Source organism: Streptococcus sp. S5 (assembly GCF_034134805.1).
GTDB lineage: Bacteria > Bacillota > Bacilli > Lactobacillales > Streptococcaceae > Streptococcus > Streptococcus lingualis.
This window is the reverse complement of sequence record NZ_CP139419.1, coordinates 732,454-751,388: the sequence shown is the minus strand read 5'-3', so window position 1 is coordinate 751,388 and position 18,935 is coordinate 732,454. Positions and strand designations below refer to the sequence as shown.

Annotated in this window: 18 protein-coding genes and 1 tRNA gene; 3 read left to right on the top strand and 16 right to left on the bottom strand. The window is 44.4% G+C overall.

Annotated elements, in window-relative coordinates; translation table 11 throughout:
• Positions 1-39 precede the first annotated feature (39 nt).
• Together SM123_RS03465 and SM123_RS03460 are read left to right on the top strand one after the other, a co-directional pair.
• Entirely contained in the window at positions 40-1,386 is a 1,347-nt protein-coding gene (locus SM123_RS03465) for an Nramp family divalent metal transporter (protein WP_003013089.1), read from the top strand.
• A 493-nt stretch (positions 1,387-1,879) separates the two neighbouring features.
• The gene (locus tag SM123_RS03460; RefSeq protein WP_320909827.1) at positions 1,880-2,422 is read left to right on the top strand and encodes a TetR/AcrR family transcriptional regulator; all 543 of its coding nucleotides are present in this window, start codon (positions 1,880-1,882) and stop codon (positions 2,420-2,422) included.
• Positions 2,423-2,836: 414 nt separating this feature from the next.
• On the opposite strand, the gene tehB is transcribed toward SM123_RS03460, so the two are convergent.
• From tehB to SM123_RS03385, 15 genes are all read right to left on the bottom strand, one after another.
• Complete coding sequence (gene tehB, locus SM123_RS03455) at positions 2,837-3,697, bottom strand: SAM-dependent methyltransferase TehB (RefSeq protein WP_320909826.1); 861 nt, start codon at positions 3,695-3,697, stop codon at positions 2,837-2,839.
• A gap of 130 nt (positions 3,698-3,827) precedes the next feature.
• Complete coding sequence (gene smpB, locus SM123_RS03450; RefSeq protein WP_003005443.1) at positions 3,828-4,295, bottom strand: SsrA-binding protein SmpB; 468 nt, start codon at positions 4,293-4,295, stop codon at positions 3,828-3,830.
• A complete protein-coding gene (rnr, locus tag SM123_RS03445) occupies positions 4,258-6,618 on the bottom strand; it encodes a ribonuclease R (protein WP_320909825.1) in 2,361 nt (786 codons plus the stop codon). Before rnr ends, smpB begins: the two co-directional genes overlap by 38 nt.
• Positions 6,619-6,714: 96 nt before the next feature.
• Entirely contained in the window at positions 6,715-6,948 is a 234-nt protein-coding gene (secG, locus tag SM123_RS03440; RefSeq protein WP_003008189.1) for a preprotein translocase subunit SecG, read from the bottom strand.
• Between the two features lie 41 nt (positions 6,949-6,989).
• The gene (rpmG, locus tag SM123_RS03435) at positions 6,990-7,139 is read right to left on the bottom strand and encodes a 50S ribosomal protein L33 (RefSeq protein ID WP_003005699.1); all 150 of its coding nucleotides are present in this window, start codon (positions 7,137-7,139) and stop codon (positions 6,990-6,992) included.
• Positions 7,129-8,328: a multidrug efflux MFS transporter gene (locus tag SM123_RS03430; protein WP_311625817.1), complete on the bottom strand. Its 1,200-nt coding sequence runs from the start codon at positions 8,326-8,328 to the stop codon at positions 7,129-7,131. Before SM123_RS03430 ends, rpmG begins: the two co-directional genes overlap by 11 nt.
• Positions 8,329-8,344: 16 nt before the next feature.
• Positions 8,345-8,941: a dephospho-CoA kinase gene (coaE, locus tag SM123_RS03425; RefSeq protein ID WP_254727153.1), complete on the bottom strand. Its 597-nt coding sequence runs from the start codon at positions 8,939-8,941 to the stop codon at positions 8,345-8,347.
• Complete coding sequence (mutM, locus tag SM123_RS03420) at positions 8,942-9,766, bottom strand: DNA-formamidopyrimidine glycosylase (protein ID WP_320909824.1); 825 nt, start codon at positions 9,764-9,766, stop codon at positions 8,942-8,944. It abuts the gene before it with no gap.
• 45 nt (positions 9,767-9,811) lie between these two features.
• Positions 9,812-10,711 (bottom strand): GTPase Era, encoded by a 900-nt coding sequence (gene era, locus SM123_RS03415; RefSeq protein WP_006595864.1) that lies wholly within the window; start codon positions 10,709-10,711, stop codon positions 9,812-9,814.
• A 29-nt stretch (positions 10,712-10,740) separates the two neighbouring features.
• Positions 10,741-11,139 carry a diacylglycerol kinase family protein gene (locus SM123_RS03410; RefSeq protein WP_003008202.1) on the bottom strand — a complete coding sequence of 133 codons (399 nt, stop codon included), beginning with the start codon at positions 11,137-11,139 and terminating at the stop codon, positions 10,741-10,743.
• On the bottom strand, positions 11,120-11,617 hold the full coding sequence (ybeY, locus tag SM123_RS03405; protein WP_003005431.1) for an rRNA maturation RNase YbeY: 498 nt from the start codon (positions 11,615-11,617) through the stop codon (positions 11,120-11,122). The genes SM123_RS03410 and ybeY overlap by 20 nt, the downstream gene beginning before the upstream one ends.
• Before the next feature lie 96 nt (positions 11,618-11,713).
• Complete coding sequence (gene tetB(46) / locus SM123_RS03400; RefSeq protein ID WP_320909823.1) at positions 11,714-13,450, bottom strand: tetracycline efflux ABC transporter Tet(46) subunit B; 1,737 nt, start codon at positions 13,448-13,450, stop codon at positions 11,714-11,716.
• A gap of 1 nt (position 13,451) precedes the next feature.
• Positions 13,452-15,176, bottom strand: a complete 1,725-nt coding sequence (tetA(46), locus tag SM123_RS03395; protein ID WP_320909822.1) for a tetracycline efflux ABC transporter Tet(46) subunit A — start codon at positions 15,174-15,176, stop codon at positions 13,452-13,454.
• Positions 15,177-15,569: 393 nt separating this feature from the next.
• Positions 15,570-15,642, bottom strand: a tRNA-Thr gene (locus SM123_RS03390).
• Positions 15,643-15,692: 50 nt separating this feature from the next.
• A complete protein-coding gene (locus SM123_RS03385; protein ID WP_320909821.1) occupies positions 15,693-16,262 on the bottom strand; it encodes a GNAT family N-acetyltransferase in 570 nt (189 codons plus the stop codon).
• A 200-nt stretch (positions 16,263-16,462) separates the two neighbouring features.
• Here SM123_RS03385 and ald point away from each other — a divergent pair, with 200 nt between their 5' ends.
• Positions 16,463-17,575 carry an alanine dehydrogenase gene (ald, locus tag SM123_RS03380; protein WP_320909820.1) on the top strand — a complete coding sequence of 371 codons (1,113 nt, stop codon included), beginning with the start codon at positions 16,463-16,465 and terminating at the stop codon, positions 17,573-17,575.
• Positions 17,576-17,879: 304 nt separating this feature from the next.
• On the opposite strand, the gene SM123_RS03375 is transcribed toward ald, so the two are convergent.
• The gene (locus tag SM123_RS03375) at positions 17,880-18,878 is read right to left on the bottom strand and encodes a PhoH family protein (RefSeq protein ID WP_320909819.1); all 999 of its coding nucleotides are present in this window, start codon (positions 18,876-18,878) and stop codon (positions 17,880-17,882) included.
• Positions 18,879-18,935: the final 57 nt, after the last annotated feature.

Genomic DNA, 18,935 nt, shown 5'->3' with positions numbered 1-18,935 from the left:
AGAGACAAATTTGATTTATTCTTAGAAAGAAGGCTCATTGTGAGTTTACAACAGTTTGAAAGGAAATCACTTCAAGAAATCAACCAATCTATTGACGTGCCAAAAGGGATCCCTTTTTGGAAGACTCTCCTGCTCTTTTCAGGGCCAGGAAGTCTAGTAGCTGTCGGCTATATGGATCCGGGAAACTGGATTACGAGTGTCGTTGGAGGGGCCCAATACCGCTACCTCCTCTTATCAGTGGTTCTTCTCTCGTCTTTAATCGCCATGCAGTTGCAACAAATGGCTGGTAAACTAGGGATTGTCCATCGTAAGGATCTGGCCCAAACAACCGCCCATCATTTGCCAAAATGGCTTCGCTATACTCTTTGGATTGTGATCGAGCTTGCCTTGATGGCGACAGATTTAGCAGAAGTCATTGGCTCAGGGATTGCCCTTCACCTCCTCTTTGGTTGGCCTCTGCTCTTTTCCATTCTGATTACTATCTTTGATGTCTTCCTATTACTGGGGCTCATGCATCTAGGATTTCGAAAGATCGAGGCCATCGTTTCAACCTTGATCCTCACGATCCTTGCAATTTTTGGCTATCTGGTTTTTCTATCGAAACCTGATATCGGAGGAATCTTCGCTGGCTTCCTGCCTCAAAAAGAGGTGCTAGGAATTGGGCTTCCAAAAGGAAATGAGGCCTTGACCTTGGCGCTTGGAATCATCGGGGCAACCGTAATGCCCCACAACCTCTATCTCCACTCTTCCATTTCGCAAACGCGAAAGGTGGACTACAAGGATCCAGCAGATATCAAACGGGCAGTGCGCTTTATGACCTGGGATTCAAATATTGAATTGAGCTTGGCCTTTGTCGTCAACTCCCTCCTCTTGATTCTTGGAGCGGCCCTCTTCTTCGGTCACGGGGATAAGATCGGTGCTTTTTCTAGCATGTACAATGCCCTCAAGGATAACCACATTGCCGGTGCTATCGCTAGTCCCTTCTTGTCCACCCTCTTTGCCATCGCTTTGTTAGCTAGTGGTCAAAATTCAACCATTACTGGGACCCTAACTGGTCAAATCGTTATGGAAGGTTTCTTACGATTCCGACTGCCACAATGGGTGGTGCGTCTCATGACTCGGATCATCGCCCTTCTTCCTGTCATCATCGTTGCGATCTTATTTGGAGATCAGGAACATGTCCTCGACGACCTTCTAGTCTACTCTCAAGTCTTCCTATCAGCAGCTCTTCCATTCTCCATCTTCCCTCTGGTTTATTTCACCTCCAACAAGGAAATCATGGGAGAGCATGTCAATGCGAAATGGAATACGTTCTTAGGCTATCTCGTTGCGATTGTCTTAACTATCTTAAATTTCAATTTGATCGTGACAACTTTTATCAAATAAAGAGAGAGTGGGACAGAAATCGGTAATTCGTTAGAATTCGATTTCGTCGTCCCACCTCCGCACAGTTGAGTAGGGCTGTATAAGCTGATGAAATCAACGTAGTAGAGCCCACTCAACCACTGCGTCTTGCTCGACAATCCAAAAATAATTGAGAGGCTAGGACTTTTGTCCCAGCCTCTTTTGGTTTATTACACTCCCTTTTCCATCTTGTTCCTCCTTTTCCTAAAAATTTCCTGACCATTTTTTTAGGAGGGAATTATTTTAAATCACTAATTGTTGTGAGGTTTTCACAAAATCTTGCCAGTGCCCGTCATTCATAAACTTATAAAATTTTTGTACACTTTTCGTTATCTGTACAAAAATGAGAATTGTTGTCTAATTTATTCTTTTGGAGTATAATGCTCTTTGTTAGTGTCGTGAAATTATTTAACATATAAATTATTTTAACGTCAAATAAATAAGAATAAATTTATATAACTACAGAAAGGAACATATGGTACGCCAAAGACAAACAACAACCAAGTCAGACTTACGAAATGCGCTCTCAAAACTCCTCTTGCAACAACCTTTTGAAAGCATCACTATTCGACAATTAACTGAAACCGCTGGGATTAACCGCGGGACCTTCTACTTGCACTATGTCGATAAATACGACATGTTTGAGCAAATGAAAATGGACATGATGCAAGAATTGGATAGCCTCTTCGTTGAAGGAAGCCCTGTCAAGGTAAACTTTCTCAATGTCTTGACTACTATTAAAGAGAATTATGATTTTATTTATGCATTGTCCCAATCCTGTTGCTCGGACTTCCGTAAATTAGTAAGAAGTTTTACCCTCCATGCACTAGACGATACTCCTCATTCGAAAGAACACATCATTTCAGACTTTCAAGTTCCATACAAGTTTGGTCTAGAAATTTTCATTGCTACCATCGAATCTGTGATTGTGACCTGGCTAGAATCCGGTGCGAAAGAAGAGCCAATCGAAATTGCAACCATTATTCTCAGTGTCTGCGACTTTGCTAGCTGGAACTAAATCCCCCAACCTTTTCCTACCTTTATGGAGAAGGTTTTTCTTTTTGGCAAATGAACAACATTCAGATCACCTTGTTCAACTTGTTTGTAGAAAGCAAAAAGCAGGATGCTAGGATCCTGCTTTTAGAATGTAGACAAATTACTTTAAAGTAAAATAAGTTAAGCGATTTTGCAAAAAAAATAAAAATGAGTTCCAATTTTTAAATCGATTCAAGAAAATATCGAAACTTTCCGCTGTGAGAAAAGTGCCTGAAACAATAACGTTTCAGGCACTCGGGAGTTTTGAGACCCTAGGCTCAAAACTAAGTCTTGGAACTTCGAAGAAGTTCGCTGACGTCCGTACTCACCTAAGGAAAGTTTTTTATATGACTTTGTCTTCAATATGAAGGCAGGATCTTAACATCCTGCTTTTTCTTTATTTTTTCTTTGCCAACATGGTTGCAAATCGAAGTTGAATCCGATGGCCATTCTCATCTCGACGATGGAGATGGCCTGGATTTTCATTGTACTTGACCAATTCCCAATCCTTGTAATACTCCGCCAATTCTCCTTCTTTAAAGGTAAACGAGAAGGGCATATGGCAAGGATAATCTTCCGTATCCATGGCACAGACAATGAGATTGTAGCCCCCTGGATTGGTATGCTCTTGCATATTGCGGATAATCGCTGGAATCCGATCAGCCTCTAAAAACATGAGGACCACAGTCGATACGATGAAGTCATAGTTTTGGGTAAGAGCTGCAGCATTGATATCATAGAGTCCCACTGGCATCTCTAGATCTTCCTCAGCGACAATACTTTGTAAGATCTCAAGTGCCAGCTCATTTTGATCCACTGCTGTCACGTCAAAGCCATGTTGGGCCAAAAAGAGGGCGTTGCGGCCTTGCCCGCATCCTAAATCCAGTGCCTTTCCAGCTGGGACAATTCCCACTGCTTCTAGCACTTCTGAATGGACAGGATTGGTGTTGTATTTTTTGGGGAAATAATCTTTTGGCTCACAGTAAAATTCCAAGTACCACTCCACATCATCAGTCGCCGCTTCGACACGGTGCCAGGCCTGGGGCTCGGCCATGGGGTTCTCTGCTCCTGCTTCAAAGAGGTGGCTTGCGATTTCTTCCCCCTCTTCGGTCAATTCAATAAATCGTAACTGACCCTTTAAAACAGTAATCTTCCCCCAGGTTCCGACCTTGGTATTGTGCTTTCTTTGAAGAGCTTCTGGCATGCTATCCTTGGTCCAGATAGGCATGCGCTTGTAGGCGATCAATTTTTGTGTCATGCTGCTTCTCCTTTTTCTTTCACTACCCTTATCATACAGAAAAAAGCCCCTTTTTACAAGTTAGAAAAAGGAGAGCCCATCTCTAAGAAAAAAGACAGATCTGAAACAAGTTTCAAAACTGCCTTTTTCTTTAACGTGTATTGTATTGTTTCATGACCCGTGCGATGTCTCGGTTTTGTTCCCGACGTTTGATGGATTCACGCTTGTCATAATCATGTTTCCCTTTAGCGAGCCCCAAAAGCAATTTGGCATAGCCATCCTTGAGATAGACCTTCAAAGGCACCAAGGTCATTCCGGTCCCTTTGGTGTCTTGGTCCAGCTTTTGGATTTGCTTTTTATGAAGAAGGAGCTTGCGACGACGGTCTGGATCTTGGTTCCAGATATTGCCTTCCTCGTAAGGGGCAATGTGGACATTGCTAAGCCAAACTTCGCCATTTTTAACTTGCGCAAAGCCATCTTTCAAGTTAATGCGTGCTGCACGGACACTTTTGATCTCTGTCCCCGTCAGCACCATCCCTGCTTCAATCGTATCCACGATGGTGTAGTCATGTCTCGCCTTTTTATTTTGCGCGACTACCTTTCCTTCGCCCTTTGCCATGTTTGGCTCCTTTCTTTGCTACTTCCTTGTAAAATGGTTTCTTCCCTTTTTTCTTTTTGGATTTAGAGGAAGAATCTTTCCGCTTGTCATCTTTTCTAGCGGTTGATCCCTTAGAAACTTTTTTGTCCTTGCGTCTGCGATCTCTACGATTGCCATCTCGGTCACGTCCTTTAGACTTGAGACCTTTTTCGACGACATCCCATTCACTTGGAATATAAGAGAAATCAATCTCTCCTGTCATCTTGTCGGCTCTTTCTACCTTGATCCGGATTTGCTGACCAACACGGAAGGTCACTCCTGATTTTTCTCCGCGAAGGGTTAGATCTCGTTCATTAAAATGGTAGAATTCAGGGAGATTGGTAATATGGATCAAGCCTTCAACCGTATTTGGCAACTCCACAAAGAGACCAAATTTCACCACACTGGAAACCACGGCATCGTACTCTTCCCCAACAAAGTCTTCCATGTATTCAGCCTTCTTCATGGCTTCTACTTCGCGCTCCGCATCAATAGCCCGGCGCTCTCGACTAGAGGATTGGCTGGCAATGTCTGGAAGGACTTGTTCAAAGTGTTCAGCCACATCTTGAGATTTTCCGTATTCGCGCACCATTCGATGAACCATCAGGTCCGGATACCGACGGATGGGACTGGTAAAGTGGGTATAATACTCAGCAGCAAGGCCATAGTGGCCATGGTTATGCTCTGAGTAGCGAGCCTGCTGCATCGAGCGCAACAACATCATCGAAAGGACATCCGCATAGGGTTCTCCTTCGACCTTGCGCATAATTTCTTGCAGGGCTTCTTGACTCATCTCACTAGCCGTTCCGTAGATTTGGATTCCAAAACTAGAAGCATAATCGATAAACTTCTGTACTTTTTCTGCCTTTGGATCTTCATGGATCCGGTAGATGAACGGTAGTTTCAGTCGCGTAAAGTGCTCCGCCACTGTCTCATTAGCGATCAGCATAAAGGACTCAATCATCCGCTCGGCAATTCCTCTTTGACGCAAAACGATATCGACCGGTTTTCCTTCTTTATTGACCAGGATTTTAGCCTCATTGGTATCAAAATTAAGGGCGCCGCGACGAATCCGCATGCTTTCTAGAATGCCATGCAAGGTGGCCATTTGATGAATACTTGGGACAATTTTCTTAAAGGTTTGAGCCTTTTCTTCGTCTCCCGCTAAGATATCATTGACGTCGCTATAGGTCATTCGGAAGGTTGTATTGATCACTGTTTGGGTAATGGTATGCTTGACGACCTTGCCATGAGGATCGATCTCCATGATGGCAGACTGGGTCAGGCGGTCCACATTCGGATTTAAAGAACAGATCCCATTGGAGAGACGCTCTGGCAACATGGGTACTACTCGGTCGGTCACATAGACAGAGGTTGCCCGATTTAGAGCTTCCTTGTCGAGTGCTGTACCTTCTGTAACATAATAAGAAACATCTGCGATGTGAACACCCAGCTCAAAGTTGCCGTTCTTGAGTAGCTTGATATGGACTGCATCGTCCAAGTCTTTGGCATCTGCCCCATCAATCGTAAAGGTGATCTCATCTCGCAGATCTAACCGTCCCTCTAAATCCTTAGCAGACGGTGCATCTGGAACCTGATCAGCCTCTTTCAGCACTTCTTCTGGAAATTCTGAGACGATGTCCATGGATTCTAACACTTCCAAGACATCGATTCCTGGATCTGTCACATGACCGACCACATCCCGCACCGTCGCCACAAAATAATTGTGTTTGCGGCTCGGGTATTGATCAATTTCGACTTTGAGGATTTCGGTCCCTTCCAATTGGATGGCTGGCTTCTTCACATAGATCAGCTGGCTGATCTTTTGATTTTTCGAACGAATGTAGCCGGCATATCTAGGCTTTTCCTCATCCAGAACGATTTGTCCAACTACCGTTTTGATGCTATGCTCCAAGACATCAATAATCTTAGCTTCTGCTGCCGTTCCCTTGTTTCGGTCTGCTACCTTGGTAATGACGATCTCAACGGTGTCACCATCGATAGCGTGATTAACATCATTTCGGCCAACAAAGAGGTCCTCTTCTTCGCCTTCTAAACTGACAAAGCCAAAGCCATTCTTATGCGCATGAAAGATCCCCTTGAGGGTAATAACTGGGGCCTTCTTTTGAGCCAAACGAAGAGAGCCATCATCTTCGAATTTCAACTCATGACGGCGTTCCATCAGAGAGATGGTTTTGACCAAGTCACGGAAATCCTTAGACCCTTCCTTTCCTAGAGCTGCTGCTAGATCATTGATCTGGGCTTTGTCATGCTCTTGTAAATATTCTTTAATACTTGTTTTCATTGATTTATTTGCTGGTTATCCAGCCTCCTTTTTTCTATCTACTTGTGTCTTTGTTTTACAAAATAAAAATAGGCAAAGACATTGTCTGAGCCTATCTTATCTACTAGAAAGTACCATTAAGATCATCGCGATCAATAACCAAAAGAAGATCATAATAGCTGTTAAACGCTGCATCACGGCTTCAAACCCGCGCGCTTTTGAACGTTCAAACAAGTCATTTGAGCTTGCGTCAAAGACGTTGCTCGATTGGTTTTTTGTTGGTTGCATAAAAATTGCGATAATAATCAATACTGATAATACTAGTAAAATAGTTGTTAATGCTCCGCTCATATTCAAAACTCCTTAAAATCTTCACTATTATACCATGAAAATCATTTTGATTCAATATGTAAGGTTACTTTTCTTTCCTTGGGACAATACTTCAAGACCTCGATCTTTTCGGGATGGGTTTTGGTATTTTTACTGGTCAAATAATTCTGACTCCCACAACTGGTGCAGGTCAATTGAACTTTAATTCGCACGTACGTCTCTCACTTTCAAATACTTTCTAAATAAGAATAAGAGGAACATCAAATCGGTAAAGGCCAAAAGGGCTGTACCGTAAAATACCCAATGATAGCCAAAATGCATGAAAATACTCGATCCCATCATTGGCCCTAACACGCCACCTAAGTAATAAAAGAGCTGGTTGTAGCTAAAGATCCGAGAGATCCCTTCAGGAGGGGTTAATCGATTCAATAATGCAGAAACTCCAGGTAGTAGGGCTCCTGTCCCGATCCCAAAGAGGAAGCGTAAAATCCCTAATTGAAGGGGTGATTGCGCTTGGGCACAAAGGATATAGAGACAGCCACTATAAAGAAGGGCGATTAACAAGAGCCGGTGATTTCCGATTCGGTCTCCGAGTTTTCCCATCCAACCTGAAAAGAGCATACTAGAGACTCCCATAGCCGAAACAATCATCCCCGATACAAAGATCAGGTTATCTCTTTGTCCCAAAGCTCGCACATAAAGAGGCAGGATCGGAGAAATAGATTGGGCGATCATTTGAATGGTCATGCTGGTCAAAAAGAGGCCCAAGAGAATATCCTTCTGCTGAATGGACTTGAGCAACTGCCAACTGGATTTTTGTTCTTCTTTTGGAAGGGGCTCATAGTCTTCCTCAATGCCCCAGAAGGTTAAGAGGGAAACCAAAAATAAGAAGAAGCCGACCAAGAGAAAGACATTGCGCATGCCTAGATTTTCAGCAATGAGTCCCCCAATCAAAGGGCCCATCAAGGTTCCAGCCACGACACCGGTCGACAAGGTCCCTAGGGCATAGCCAGATTGGTCCTTGGGAACTTGACTAGCAATCAGGGCTGTACTATTGGGGACAAAACCTGAAAAAACCCCATTGAGCAAGCGCAGGACCAAGAGCCAAAAGACGGACGGGACAAAGGCAATACCTCCCATGGTCAGCGTCATGGCAATGGAAGCTCTAAGCATCATAGGTTTTCGACCATAGCGGTCGGCCAGGCTCCCCCAGATGGGGGACATGATCGCAGAAGTCACAGAAGAACTCGCGACGGCAATCCCAGCATAAAGGGGAACAGCCTTACCCGTAACACCCAACTCTTCCACAAAGAGGGCCATAAAAGGGACGACTAAAGAAAGGCTGGCTCCGATGAAAAAGCACCCGATCCAGGCAATATATAGATTTTTACGCCAATTGATTTCTCTTGTGATAAAATCATCTTCTTTCTAATTGTTTTAGGGCTGCATCTAATTGAGCATAGAGGGCCGTTAGATCGCCATTATTGTCTAAGACCAGATCTGCATGGGCTCTTTTTTCATCTAGCGGCATTTGAGACGCGATGCGTTCTTGGGCCTGCAGTTCTGATAAGTGGTTGCGTTCCATCAGACGCTTGAGCTGGGTTTCTTTTGATACAGCTACCAACCAGACAGATTCAAACCAATCTTCATAGCCTTGCTCGATTAAGAGAGGAATATCCATAAAAATGAGATCGGATTGTGCAGCTTGTCTGTCTCTTACCTCAGCTAGAGCCTCACGAATAAGCCTTCCTTGGACGCGATTGGACCAGTTTCTTTCACTAGGATTTGAAAAGATCCGCTGACCCAAAGCGACGCGGTCCAGCTCTCCTTCTTTGGTAAGGATCTCTCTCCCAAAATGATCTACTAAGACACGGTAGAGAGCTCCTCCTGGTGCTTGCAAGTCATGGACCACTCGATCAGCATCAATGACAGGATACCCTTTTTCTCTCAAATAGGAGGTGACAGTCGACTTTCCTGAAGCAATCCCTCCTGTTAATCCGATGATTCTTGCCATCTAGTTCTCCTTTTGGCAGTGGGGGCAAAAATAGGTTCCGCGTCCCCCCAGCTGGATTTTCTCAATCGGTGTCCCGCAGCGCAAACAAGGCTGGCCTGTTTTTCCATAGACCTGGTGTTCTTCCTGCATGGTGCCATCCTCGCCAAAAGCATTGCTGTAGGAGCGAATGGTGGAGCCACCCTTTTCAACAGCTTGAGCAAGCACAGCAATCGTTTCTTTGCGGATTACTTTGGCTTCTCTAGCAGTCAAGCTTTGACCCAAACGGGCTGGATGAACCTTGGCTCGATAAAGGACCTCATCCACATATATATTGCCCAGACCAGCCACTAATTTTTGGTCTAAAAGAGCTGATTTAATGGGTTTCTTTGATTTTTTAAGAGCTGCTTGGAAGGCTGGTTCTTTAAAATCCGCTTCCGTTGGCTCTGGACCAATCTTTTTCGCCAAAAAATAGCTCTCGACAAGCTCAGGTATGAGGACTTCCATGGTCCCAAACTTGCGGACATCTTCATAGACCAGAGTGCTACCATCTGTAAAATGAAAGAAGACATGGGCATGCTTGCGAAGAGGAACCTCGTCTGGATAAAAGAAATACTTGCCTTCCATCCGCAAATGCGAGATGAGGACCAGATCCGTCAGATAAAATAAAAGGTATTTCCCACGGCGCCCCATGGCCCGAATTTCTTGGCCTGGGAGATCTTGTCGAAAAGCATCCAGATCCGTCTGAATCATCTTTGGATACTTTACTTCCACTGACTGGATGGTTTTCCCAAGAATTAATTTCTCAAGACCTCGTCGAACGGTCTCTACTTCTGGTAATTCAGGCATAGAACTCCTTTCAAAAACAAGAAGCAGGCTTCTGCCCACCTCTTCTTAATATTCTTTTTCGTTGTATCCGAAATCGGCAAGATCCAATTTCTTATCCCGCCAATTTTTCTTGACCTTGACCCATGTTTCTAGGAAGACCTTGTCCCCTAGCATGAGCTCAATATCCTTACGCGCAAGGGTTCCGATCTTCTTAAGCATGGCGCCACCTTTTCCGATGACAATCCCTTTTTGGCTATCGCGCTCGACCATGATGGTTGCACGGATATGGACCTTATCTGTCTCTTCATCCCGCTTCATAGAATCCACGACTACAGCAACAGAGTGAGGAATTTCTTCCCGCGTTAAATGCAAAACCTTTTCACGGATCATTTCAGAGACCAAGAAGCGCTCTGGATGATCGGTGATTTGGTCAGCAGGGAAATATTGGAAACCTTCTTCTAAGTTTTCACTCAAAATATCAATCAAACGCGAAACATTGTTTCCTTGAAGGGCTGAAATTGGCACAATTTCCTTGAAGTCCATCTGACTACGGAAGTCATCGATTTGCGCCAAGAGCTGGTCAGGGTGGACCTTGTCAATCTTATTGACCACAAGAATAACCGGCACCTTAGCAGCCTTGAGGCGTTCAATGATCATATCATCACCCTTGCCACGCGCTTCATCTGCTGGCACCATAAAGAGTACCGTATCCACTTCTCGAAGGGTGCTATAGGCCGACTCCACCATGAAGTCTCCAAGCGCTGTCTTGGGTTTGTGAATCCCTGGGGTATCGATAAAGACGATCTGTTCCTTATCCGTCGTATAAATCCCCATAATCTTATTGCGCGTTGTCTGCGCCTTGTCACTCATGATGGCAATTTTTTGCCCCATGACGTGGTTCAAAAACGTTGACTTCCCAACATTGGGACGTCCTAAAATGGCTACAAAACCTGATTTAAATGTCATATTATCCTTTCACGAGGGAAGTCTCCCTCTTATCCAAATACCAAGGCCCAGAATTTGGGCACAAAAATCACCAGTCCTGTTAGTAATGCAAAGCCTGAAACGACGAGGACTGCTCCAGCTGCCATGTCTTTGGCATTCTTTGCCAACATGGAGAAATGGTAGTTACTAGCTAAATCCACCACATTTTCAATGGCTGAATTCATAATTTCAAACGCAATCACCAAGGTGATGCTGAGCAATAAAAAGAGCCATTCTGTCGCAGAAATCCTAAATACCAAACCAGCAAGAATTGCTACAAGGGCTGATAAGGCATGCTTGCGCATATTGCGCTCTTCTTTGATCGCCGTGAAAATTCCTGTTATCGCAAACTCCAGGCTTGAAGTGAAGTCTCGATTTTTCCATTTTCGCTTATTGTCTTGTGAGTCCATAGGCTGTCAAAATCTCTTCCTGTAAGCCAAACATTTCCTTTTCTTCTTCCGGCGTATAGTGATCATAGCCATTGATGTGAAGAAAACCATGCACTGCTAAAAATCCCATTTCGCGTTCAAAGCTGTGGCCATATTCTTCGGCTTGCTCACGCGCCTTGTCAATTGAAATAAAGAGCTCCCCAATATAGGTATCGAATTCCGCCATCATCTCTGCCAATTCTGGATTTTCTGCAAGGTCTTCCTCGTCAAAAGAAATCTCCATCTCTGGCTTGTATTCTAAACTGATGACATCCGTCGGACGATCCGTATCACGGTATTCAAGATTTAGTTCATGACTGCGTTCATTGGTTACAAAAGTCACAGCCATTTCCTTGTCTTCTTTCCCAATTTTTTGAGCAGCAAATTCTAAAATTTCTTGCGTTTGTTTTAAGATTTCGTCAGAGACTTGACCAGTCTCATCTACCATTTCAATATACATATGGATCACCTCACTATTATCACTTCATTATAGCATAAAACCAGCCTATATACTAGATACAGGCTGGTTTTCAAACTTTTTCTTTACAGGACAATCTTACACCACTGTTTGCTGAATGGCATTCATCTGGGCATAGATCCCGCCTTGTGCAACCAGTTCCTCGTGTCTACCACGCTCCACAATGCGTCCTTCGGATAAGACTAAGATCTGATCCGCATCTTGAATAGTGGACAAGCGATGGGCAATGATAAAGGTGGTCCGGCCTTTTTGCAGGACTGCCATAGCCTTCTGGATGATTTCTTCTGTTTCCGTATCAATGTGAGAAGTTGCCTCATCCAAAATCAGAATTTGCGGATTCATATAGAGCGTTCGCGCAAAGGAAATCAATTGGCGTTCGCCACTTGAAAAGGCGGATCCTTTTTCTACGACTGGATGGTCGATTCCCTTTTCAAGGCGCTCTACAAAGGGCCAAGCCCCGACTTTTTTCAAGGCATCTTGGACCGCATCCCGATCAATGTGATCCTGACTCATGGCCACATTACTAGCAATGGTCCCTGTAAATAGATAAGGATCCTGCAGGACAATCCCCATATGGCTTCGTAGGCTCTCACGAGAGACTTGGCGAATATCTTGACCATCGATCAAAATCGCTCCTTCTTGAGGATCATAAAAACGATAGAGCAGGTTCATAATCGAAGACTTACCCGATCCAGTATGGCCCACCAAAGCGATGGTTTCCCCAGGGCTAGCCTGAAAGGCAATATCTCTCAGAACCGGCTTGCCTTCTTCATAAGCAAATTGAACGTCGTCAAACACGACTTCTGCCTTTTCTATCTTCAGTTCTGATGCACCATCGGCCTCTAAGGGTTGATCTAAGAAAGCAAGGACGCGACTCCCCGTTTCTAAGGATCGCCGAATATTTGGGAATTGACGACTAAGATTGGCCATGAGATCAAATAGATTAATGACATAGTTAATATTGATAAATAAGAAACCAGCCGTCACACCGATATTGCCCTCTAGGAAAGAAATACCAGCGATGGTCAAAATGCCCGCAATCACTAAAAACTTGAGCAATTCCGTCAAGGTCCAAGAAGCGATAGAATCAGCCAAGAGGATTCGATCATTGGCTCCTAACATCTTCTGGGTAGTGGCTTCAAACTCCTCCACCACACCAGGCTCTTGATGATAGAGTTGAATCATACTGGCACCATGCAAGAGTTCATTGACCTGGGTATTGACCTCACTTCTCGCATCGAAGAAATCCTTCATAGGCTGATCCGTCATGACCTTGTAGAGATACTGGATCCCATAGAAAATCGGAAAGACCAAACACAAGAGAAGGCCCATCATAGGACTCAGGTAAAAGAGAATACCTAGGATAAAAAGAAAGCGTACCAAATAGATGACTAAAATCATACAAGAGTTATAAAACTGGGTCCGCAAGGTCTCCGTATCATTGACAATTCTTGTCGCAATCTTCCCAGCCGGCTTATCATCAAAATAAGAAATAGGCAACCCTTGCATGACTTGAAAGGCTTGATCTCTCAGATTAGCGGTTACTTGATTACTTCCATGTAGCAAGATCCGATTGCCCATGTAGCTTATCAGCTGCCCTAGGCTCAAGACCAAGAGATAAAATCCTCCCATCTGAAGCAAGTCACCTTGCCCGCCACCATGGGTCAGTGCGGTCAAAGGCCCATCGATCATCTTTTGGAGAAGAAAGGGAGACAATTCAGAAAAAATGGTGGCTAGTAAGAGGCAAATAAAGCCAGCAAGAAAGACAGTTGGATAAAGCGTGATCCTCGATAATAATCGTTTTAAAACTTTCATCTTATTCTCCTTCCTGTTTTTGTTGCCGTTGGTATTGTTCATAATACCAGCCTTCTTGAGCCAATAAATCACTAGCCCTACCTTCTTCTACAATCTGCCCTTGATCCAAGACGATGATCCAATCCGCCTGATGAACAGCAGACAAGCGATGAGAAACAATGATGGTCGTCTTGTCTTTTCGTTCCTTTTGAATCGTGTCAATAATGGCCTGTTCAGTCTTAGCATCTACTGCCGAAAGGGAATCATCTAACAGCAAGAGCTCTGCATCTCTTAAGAAGGCACGCGCCAAAGAGATCCGCTGTTTTTGACCTCCTGATACAGAGACCCCTTTCTCACCGATCAGGGTGTCCATTCCCTGAGACATCCGCTCGAGATCATCCGCAAAAGCAGCTTGGGCTACTGCTTCCACCAAGTCTTCTTGGCTGGCTCCTTTTTTACCAAGCGCTATATTCTCACGGATAGACTTGGAGAATAAAATATGTTCTTGGGAAACATAGCCAATTTTTTCTTCGATGGAGTGTCGGTTGTAGTCCACGATCGGTTGCTGGTTGACCAAGAATTCTCCCTCACCAACTGGGTACTGCCGCAAGAATTGTCGAACCAGGGTAGTCTTTCCTGCACCGGTACGACCAACAATTCCAACCGTCTGTCCTTTCTGAATGGTCCAATCAATGCCTGACAGGCTCTTTCGCTCAGCACCAGGATAGCTGAAAGAATAGTCCTTAAACTGCACCAAATCAATCTGCTCTAGGTAGTGAGAACCATCTGGCTCCAGATCATCCGTTTCATCAATCACTTCTTTTAATTTTTTATAGGACATTTGCCCTGTCTGGTAGACCAAGATCAAGTCCGCCATCATCCACATAGGCTCAATTAAAAAGACCAAATACAGCTGTAAAGCCAATAATTTCCCAAGACTCAATTGCCCGCTTGCCAGGGACTGGCCTCCAAATAGTAGGAGCAAGACTGTCGAGAATCCAATAAACAACAGGGCTAAAGGTCCAAAAGAATACTGGATAGAGGCAATTTTATCCCCCGTTTTGGATAGACTGGCCGTTTTTTTCTGAAACTGTTTGACCTGCTGGTCCCGTCTACTATAGGCCCGCATGACCCGAATTCCTTCGATCGACTCCAAGACTTCATCATTCAACTGAGCGACCGCTTCCCGGTTTTGCTCAACATACTCCTCCTGCTTTCTACTCAAAAAATAGGTAGAGACTACGAGGAAGATCATGGGAATAAAGGAAATCAAGGTTAATTGCCAAGAAATGAAAAACATGGTCGGAATAATAAAGGCAAACAAGCCACCGCCAAACAGGAGCACCATCATCCCGTAACCAGCCATATCGGCCATCCCATCCACATCTGTCGTAAAGCGCGTCAAGAGATCTCCTGAACGGAATTTCTCAAAAAAGGGACGCCGCATGGCTACTAGCTTACGAAAAGCTTGTCCCTGAAGGGTCGCCTTGAAATGGACTGACGACTGAAAGAGTCGCAACTGCCAATAAAAAGCCGTTAGGTAATTGAGGATGGCCGATCCTACCAAGAGGACCATATCCCATACAAAGTTCGATTGCGTCAGCGTCCGCTGACTCAAATGATCCACTAAGCGCTGGATGACTTGCGTCGGGATCAATAAAGTGTAATCATAAAGAATCAGGACCATAGCGATCTTCACATATCGCCACTTGCGCTCCCTGATATACTCCCAAATAGCTCTGATCATATATTCTCCTTTTCAAAATGGCACAGAAAAAACCCAAGCAAGGAGCTGAGTACGTGCTCAGTCCACACTTGGGCCTTCTGATGCCTGTCACCAATTCAGTTAAGGCAGGTAAAAATGCATACAAAAAACCCAAGACAGACTCCTCCATCTTGGGTTCCACTTATAGTTTACATCGAACTCAACTGAGATTGGAGAAGCTGTGTATTCAATTGTGTCATCAAAACATCTACTTTGTTCATGATGGTTTTCTCCTTTCTCTTTGTTGTTCTAACTTTACCACGTATTTCCTTGCTTGTCAACGTTTTTTTGAAAATTGTTGAAAAAAGCAAAATTTTTAAGATGGAGTCGCAAAAAAAGAAGCCTAGATCCTCTCTAAGCTTCTCTTTTCTGATATGCTAGTTGCCGGGATTGAACCGGCGACCTCATCCTTACCATGGATGCGCTCTACCGACTGAGCTAAACCAGCAGTACCTATCTACTATATCATGGAGATAGGTCTTTTGTCAATATCCTGACTCATTTTTCTGCCAAATATTCTTCCTTCGTGAGGACATAATGAACTCTCGTCACCATTCGCCCTTCTTCATGCAGGTCTAGCATCGCGTAGGGCTCCTCGTGAGAATATTTCAACCCTGATTTGGCCATCACCCGTCCAGAAGCTGGGTTGTCCTGATCATGAACAGCAATGAGCTTGTTCATCCCTAACTGTTCAAAAGCCAAGGCAATGACTGCCTTTGTAGCCTCTGTCGCAAGACCTTGGTTCCAATAGTCTTTATTCAGAACATAGCCGATACTCCCCTTCTTCAGACAAAGATCCAAATCCAGTAAATCAATCGTCCCGATAAATTTTCCATTTTCTTTGAGCTCGATCCCCCATTTTCCAAGTGGGCTCGCTAGGTAAAAGAGGGCAATATTATTACGCGTCTCTTCTAGACTTTGATTGGTTGGAAAAGTGTAGCGCGTAACTGTTTCATCAGAAGCATACTCAAACATAGCCGGTGCATCTTCAAAAGTGACCGGACGCAAGTGCAAGCGCTCAGTCTCTATTTCTCGATAAGCCGCTAACTTCACATATAAATTTTCCATTTGACACTCCTTCTTTAGGGATTAGTTTAGCAAATAACCTAAAGGAAGGCAAGCTCAAATTTTTCTTGCTTTTTAACCCACTTTTCTATACAATAAAATCAATCAAAACAATCAGATAAGGAGTGAAAAGGTCATTGAGTCAAGAGAGCAATCTCACACCAATGGCCTTTTTACACCTAAATCTGAGCAAGGAGGCAAGAATGCTCATTGGAATTCCTAAAGAAATTAAAAACAACGAAAATCGGGTCGGTTTGACACCTGCAGGTGTACAAAGCTTGGTGAAGAAAGGTCATCACGTTTTGGTAGAAACAAATGCTGGACTTGGTTCTGGCTTTGCGGATGAAGATTACACGAAGCAAGGGGCAACCATCGTTGCAACTGCTGCAGAAGCTTGGGCAGCTGAGATGGTGGTCAAAGTCAAGGAACCTCTCGCTGAAGAATATGGCTTCCTTCGCGAAGACCTCTTGCTCTTCACTTACTTGCATATGGCTGCTGCACCAGAATTAGCGGACGCTATGGTCTCAGCTAAAACAACAGGGGTGGCCTACGAAACGGTGCGTGACCTTGATGGACAATTGCCTCTCTTGGTGCCAATGAGTGAGGTGGCTGGACGGATGGCCGTGCAAATCGGTGCTCACTTCCTGACCAAACAAGAAGGTGGATCAGGCGTCCTCCTAGGTGGGGTGCCAGGTGTTCCCAAAGGAAAAGTTACCATTATCGGAGGCGGGGTCGTTGGAACCCATGCAGCTCGGATCGCCCTTGGACTAGGTGCCCAAGTGACCATCTTAGATATCAGCGCTAAACGTTTGGCTGTTCTGGAAGATGTCTTTGGTCACCAAATTCAAACCCTTATGTCCAACCCATTTAACATTGAAGCCAGCGTCCGTGATGCTGATGTTGTCATCGGTGCTGTCTTGATTCCTGGTGCTAAAGCTCCTAAATTAGTGACAGACGATATGGTTAAACAAATGCGTCCCGGTTCAGTCATCGTCGATGTAGCCGTTGACCAAGGTGGGGTTATCGAAACAGCAGACCGTGTCACAACGCATACGGAGCCAGTTTACGAAAAACATGGCGTGCTCCACTATGCCGTTGCCAATATCCCAGGGGCTGTCGCTCGTACCTCTACTATCGCCCTTACCAATGTGACCCTTCCTTATGTTGAATCCCTAGCTAACAATGGCTTCCACAAGGCCATCGCCCTCGACGAAGGCCTGCGCCAAGGGGTCACCACTTACCAAGGTCACATCACTAGCCAACCCGTTGCTACCGGTTTAGAGCGCGACTTCACACCAATTGATGAATTGGTTTAAACTATCATAAAAGAATTACCATCGAAAAAAACAAACAACTTATTTTTTTCATATGAACTAATTAAAAATGTTTTGGAAAAAACAAGTTGTTTTGAATTTTTTAAATCATTTTCAGAGACTTTCCGCCGTGAGAAAAGTGCTTGAAACAATTTAGTTTCAAGCACCCGGAATAATTGAGACCTTAGGCTCAATTATTAGTCATGGAACTTCGAAGAAGTTCGCTGACGTCCGTTCTCACCTAAGGAAAGGCTAAGAGATGATTTTATCGTCAATTTAAGGCAAAGATCCGATGATCTTTGCCTTTTTATTCTGCTTCTTCTTCCACATCCAGTTTTTCTTTGAGGACTGGATTTGGGATTGGCTCGTAGGCCCGGATAATCTCTGCTACTACTGGATGACGAACGACATCCTTAGCAGAGAAATGCACAAAGTCAATTTGAGAAATGTTCTTCAATTTCTCCTGAGCATCAATCAAGCCGGATTTGACATTTCGAGGAAGGTCAATCTGGCTGGTATCTCCATTGACAATCATCTTAGAGTTAAAACCAAGACGGGTCAAAAACATCTTCATCTGCATGATGGTGGTATTTTGCGCTTCATCGAGGATGACAAAGGCATCGTCCAAGGTCCGTCCCCGCATATAAGCCAAAGGCGCAATCTCGATAATCTCCCGCTCCATCATCCGAGTTGTTTGGTCTTTCCCTAAAATCTGGTAAAGAGCATCATAGACCGGACGTAGATAAGGGTCTACTTTTTCTTTAAGATCCCCTGGTAGGAAACCAAGGCTCTCTCCAGCTTCTACAGCAGGACGGGTCAAAATGATTCGCTTGACTTGACCACGCTTGAGTGCAGTCACAGCCAAGGTCACTGCTAGGAAGGTTTTCCCAGTCCCCGCTGGTCCAATCCCAAAAGTGACATCATGGTTCTTGACACTATTGACATAGATCTTTTGACCAAGTGTTTTAACCCGAATGGGCTTGCCGTAACTATCCTTGATAATCTCTTCTTCATAGAGAGCGATGAACTTATCCAATTCCCCATTTCTCACCATGGTAATGGCGGTCACCACATCCGGCGTTCCAATGGTCATGCCACGATTAACGAGGACCAAAAGAGCCTGGATGACTTGACGAACTTGCTCGCAGGTTTCTTCTTCCCCAATGATTTGGACGATTTCTGTCCGGGCATGAATAGTCACCCCAAATTCTTGCTCCATCAAACGGAGATGGCGTTCGTTAGATCCAAACAAATGAAAGAGATCGTCTGGATGCGTTAATGTAATTTCAACTGAATGTTCTTGCAAATAAAGAACCTCTCTACCTGTATTTTTCTATTATTATAACAAAGAGGCCGAGAAAAA

What these genes read in the sequence shown, in the direction of transcription:
- coaE (WP_254727153.1), bottom strand. Translation starts at nt 8,941, where the DNA reads ATGGCAAGAATCATCGGATTAACAGGAGGGATTGCTTCAGGAAAGTCG.
- secG (WP_003008189.1), bottom strand. Translation starts at nt 6,948, where the DNA reads ATGAGCGGAGCATTAACAACTATTTTACTAGTATTATCAGTATTGATT.
- SM123_RS03385 (WP_320909821.1), bottom strand. Translation starts at nt 16,262, where the DNA reads ATGGAAAATTTATATGTGAAGTTAGCGGCTTATCGAGAAATAGAGACT.
- era (WP_006595864.1), bottom strand. Translation starts at nt 10,711, where the DNA reads ATGACATTTAAATCAGGTTTTGTAGCCATTTTAGGACGTCCCAATGTT.
- rnr (WP_320909825.1), bottom strand. Translation starts at nt 6,618, where the DNA reads ATGAAAACAAGTATTAAAGAATATTTACAAGAGCATGACAAAGCCCAG.
- smpB (WP_003005443.1), bottom strand. Translation starts at nt 4,295, where the DNA reads ATGGCAAAGGGCGAAGGAAAGGTAGTCGCGCAAAATAAAAAGGCGAGA.
- SM123_RS03460 (WP_320909827.1), top strand. Translation starts at nt 1,880, where the DNA reads ATGGTACGCCAAAGACAAACAACAACCAAGTCAGACTTACGAAATGCG.
- ald (WP_320909820.1), top strand. Translation starts at nt 16,463, where the DNA reads ATGCTCATTGGAATTCCTAAAGAAATTAAAAACAACGAAAATCGGGTC.
- ybeY (WP_003005431.1), bottom strand. Translation starts at nt 11,617, where the DNA reads ATGTATATTGAAATGGTAGATGAGACTGGTCAAGTCTCTGACGAAATC.
- tehB (WP_320909826.1), bottom strand. Translation starts at nt 3,697, where the DNA reads ATGACACAAAAATTGATCGCCTACAAGCGCATGCCTATCTGGACCAAG.
- SM123_RS03410 (WP_003008202.1), bottom strand. Translation starts at nt 11,139, where the DNA reads ATGGACTCACAAGACAATAAGCGAAAATGGAAAAATCGAGACTTCACT.
- mutM (WP_320909824.1), bottom strand. Translation starts at nt 9,766, where the DNA reads ATGCCTGAATTACCAGAAGTAGAGACCGTTCGACGAGGTCTTGAGAAA.